This is a genomic window from Streptomyces griseus (assembly GCF_001715295.1).
GTDB classification, from domain to species: Bacteria; Actinomycetota; Actinomycetes; order Streptomycetales; family Streptomycetaceae; genus Streptomyces; species Streptomyces griseus_G.
The window spans coordinates 1,614,940-1,617,389 of sequence record NZ_MDKB01000001.1 but is presented as its reverse complement, the minus strand read 5'-3'; the positions used below and the strand labels follow the sequence as shown (position 1 = coordinate 1,617,389).

The following is a 2,450-nucleotide window of genomic DNA, read 5'->3' as shown; positions in this document are numbered from 1 at the left end:
ACACCAGGCCGGCTGGAAAGACCGCTCGGACCGCACCGGCGGGGCGGACCGGATCGACGGGGCACACCGAACCGGCGGGCCGGGCAGGGCCGGAGGGGCGGGCAGGGCCGAACGGGCACACCGGACCAACGGGGTGGACCGCACCGACCGGGCGGGCCGGACACACCGGGCCGGTGGGGCGGGCCGGACGGGAGAATGGCCCGGTACCGGCGGCAGGCAGACCACGAGCGGAAACGGCCCTCTCCCCCCGCTACCGGCCGCAGCCACCCCCACCACCGAACCACCCACCGGCACCGCCCCCGCTCCACCACCAGCACAGCCCCGCCCCTACACGGCCTCCACCGCCCGCAAGACGGCCACCGCGCTGGCCCGTCTGCTGGCACAGCACCTGGGACTGGTGCCCGGCACCACCACCCCCGGCAACCCCACCCGAACCCCACCCGGCCAGAACCCGCAACCCCGCCGGCAGCCCACCACACCAGCGGTCCGGACACGGCACGGACAGGCAAAACAGCCCGCAACAAGCCGCCCCCGCGGCAAAGAAACCAGCCTGGACCAGGACAAGGAGCAAACACGATGAGGCCACTCGTGCGGGCTGTACTACGAGGCTCCCTGCGCCAGGTGCGGTACATCCACGTGATCCCCCCACGCCACGCCCAAGGCCTGGTCGCGCAGGTCTACCACCACACAGAACAGGACTTCGGGAGACCCGACCATGATCGTGTTACGAGCCATAAAAGCTGTCCCGCAATTCCCGGCGAAACAGCATACGGCGACAGATACAGTGCACCGCAAAACCAAGGACCGCCCACACACGAAATATATGCGCACGCCCCGACAACGCTGCGAGGTGCCGTAGCTGTCGTCGCGCGCCCGCCGGGAATTGCGGGACAGCCCTTAGCCGGTTACGAGCCGTCCAGGACCGAAGACCCCGCCGCCACGGACCGATACTCAGCAGGCCGTGCCGGGAAACTGAGCGCGCCGGCAAACGACCGCGCAGACGCCGGCCCAGCGATGCCCGGGAAGCCCGAGCACCGAAGCCACCACTACATCCACGCCCGCACCACCGCTCCCTTCCCCACCCCCGGAAGTCGCGACAGGCAAGGCGACCCGATCACTCCACCGCCCTCACCGAGCCGCCAAGTTCAAAAATCCTGCCGAAACTCGTCACAAAAGTCCCGACCGACCTCCAAACCCACCTGATCCTCGACAGAGTCGCCGCCTACTACCACCGAATCTCCGACTCAGGTCACCGGGGTCAGGTCGACTTGCGGCTCGCGATCTCGTCAGAAAGCTGCTGCACGTGGGCGGGGTCCACGTCCCGGGCAAGGGCGACGTAGTGGTCCATGACGGCCGGCCGGTAGCGCACGGGCAAAGTCTGCCCTGGGGCGAGTCGGGTGAGCTCGGTGATCGTGAGGTCTTCGTCTGCGATACCGCGGAACGAGAGGCCGTCGGCGGTCTCCACGTCGAACATCAGGACCACGCGTGGATTGCCGTTGACCTCCCGCCAGTCGACGAGAACGCCGAGCGCAAGCGCCCCCGTACGCAGTTCCGCATTGCGCTTCCGTGCATCACTGCTCAGGAGCGGATTCGGGGCGACGCCCGGGAAGTCGGGCCCGACGCCGAGCGATTCACGACTCAGGTCGGGCCTGAGCTGCGCCATCAGATCATCGAGAGACGCCCTGCGCTTCTTCTTCGAACCGAACATCCTGCTCCCCCTCACGCCGGTGCCGGAATCTCGGCCCGGCGCTTCGCCCTCACTGCGATTGTACGGCGCGGTCCTTCCCGACCGCCGTCGTATCGACCCGTCCCGATGGGGTCGCCGTCTGCGGTCGCGGACGGGCTCGGTCGGTGCACCTGCCTGTCGGACGAGCTACGTCCGCACCACGACCACAACGTGATCGAACGATGTTTCAACCGCCTCAAGCAGTTCCGCGCGATCTCGACCAGATTCGACAAGTTCGCCGATCGCTACCGCGCCGGAATCGTCCTGGCCTCCCGGTCCTCCGGCTCCGCGAACCAGCCAGATGATCATTTGCCAGACAGGCCCGAGTGAAGACCCTTTGGTCCGGGTAGCTTGTGTTCCAGGACTCGCCGAGGCGCTGACGGGTTTCACCCGATGTCTGTAACATCACGGGCATGCCCGGCATATGGATCGGCCTCGACGCCGCTGCCCGGCGCACGAACTGATGGTGGACAGGGTTCTTGACGCTTGTCTGCGCCGACACGGCACGGCTCGCTCACCGCGTCCCAGAAATCGTCGAATATCTCGATCAGCTGACCGCGCAGGTCAACGATCAGCTCGCTGTCCGTCATCACAGCAGACTGATCGGGACCCACCACAAGTCACTCCCGGTCAGAGAGACAAGCTCTACCCCGACGAGACCGTTGCCCTCCGTCGAAAGCATGACCCGGGAGGAGATACCACCAGGCCCGAACAGCACACCGTC

At 67.2% G+C, this 2,450-nt stretch carries 2 protein-coding genes and 2 pseudogenes; 2 read left to right on the top strand and 2 right to left on the bottom strand.

Annotated elements, in window-relative coordinates; genetic code table 11:
- Positions 1 to 580, top strand: a pseudogene (locus BA175_RS31400) (hypothetical protein); the annotation flags it as partial.
- 678 nt (positions 581 to 1,258) lie between these two features.
- On the opposite strand, the gene BA175_RS06350 reads toward BA175_RS31400, so the two are convergent.
- Entirely contained in the window at positions 1,259 to 1,708 is a 450-nt protein-coding gene (locus tag BA175_RS06350) for a hypothetical protein (RefSeq protein ID WP_069170200.1), read from the bottom strand.
- Positions 1,709 to 1,894: 186 nt separating this feature from the next.
- Here BA175_RS06350 and BA175_RS30430 point away from each other — a divergent pair.
- Positions 1,895 to 2,031: pseudogene (locus BA175_RS30430) on the top strand (IS5/IS1182 family transposase); the annotation flags it as partial.
- An 81-nt stretch (positions 2,032 to 2,112) separates the two neighbouring features.
- Here the strand turns inward: BA175_RS30430 and BA175_RS29275 are convergent.
- On the bottom strand, positions 2,113 to 2,316 hold the full coding sequence (locus BA175_RS29275) for a hypothetical protein (protein WP_079159393.1): 204 nt from the start codon (positions 2,314 to 2,316) through the stop codon (positions 2,113 to 2,115).
- Positions 2,317 to 2,450 lie beyond the last annotated feature (134 nt).

Bases quoted from the DNA above. Each gene is read 5' to 3' on its own strand.
- BA175_RS29275 (WP_079159393.1), bottom strand. From the start codon at position 2,316: ATGACGGACAGCGAGCTGATCGTTGACCTGCGCGGTCAGCTGATCGAG.
- BA175_RS06350 (WP_069170200.1), bottom strand. From the start codon at position 1,708: ATGTTCGGTTCGAAGAAGAAGCGCAGGGCGTCTCTCGATGATCTGATG.